We start from the raw sequence: 621 nt of genomic DNA on the forward strand, positions 1-621 counted from the left end.
GGCCAACGCGCGCTGGGGCAGCCTGTACGACGCGCTCTACGGCACCGACGCGATTCCCGCCACGCCGGGCGACAACGGCGCCGGCTACAACCCCGAGCGCGGCCGCGCGGTCATCGCCCGCGCTCGCCAGTTCCTCGACACCGCCGCGCCATTGGCACAAGGCTCGCACGCGGAGGCCCGCGGCTACTCGGTCGAGAACGGCCAGTTGAAGATTGCGCTGTCGAACGGCGCCACCACGCTCAAGACGCCGAGCCAGTTCACGGGCTACCAGGGCGACGCCGGCGCGCCCACGGCCATCCTGCTCAAGAACCACGGCCTGCATTTCGAAATCCTGATCGATCGCGCCCACAGCATCGGCGCCACCGACGCCGCCGGCGTCAAGGATGTGTTGGTTGAGGCCGCGCTGACCACCATCATGGACTGCGAGGACTCGGTCGCCGCGGTCGACGCCGAAGACAAGGTCCACATCTATCGCAACTGGCTGGGCCTGATGAAGGGCGACCTGACCGAGGAGGTCACCAAAGGCGGCAAGACCTTCACCCGCAAGCTCAACGCCGATCGCCAATACACGCGTCCGGACGGCTCGGCGCTGACGCTGCATGGCCGCTCGCTGATGTTCGT

At 68.1% G+C, this 621-nt stretch carries 1 pseudogene; it reads left to right on the forward strand.

Features of this window, described 5'->3' with window-relative positions:
* Positions 1–621: pseudogene (locus tag RCF13_RS14695) on the forward strand (malate synthase G); the annotation flags it as partial.

Origin of the sequence: Stenotrophomonas maltophilia group sp. RNC7, from assembly GCF_030910085.1 — a bacterium.
Classification (GTDB): domain Bacteria; phylum Pseudomonadota; class Gammaproteobacteria; order Xanthomonadales; family Xanthomonadaceae; genus Stenotrophomonas; species Stenotrophomonas sepilia.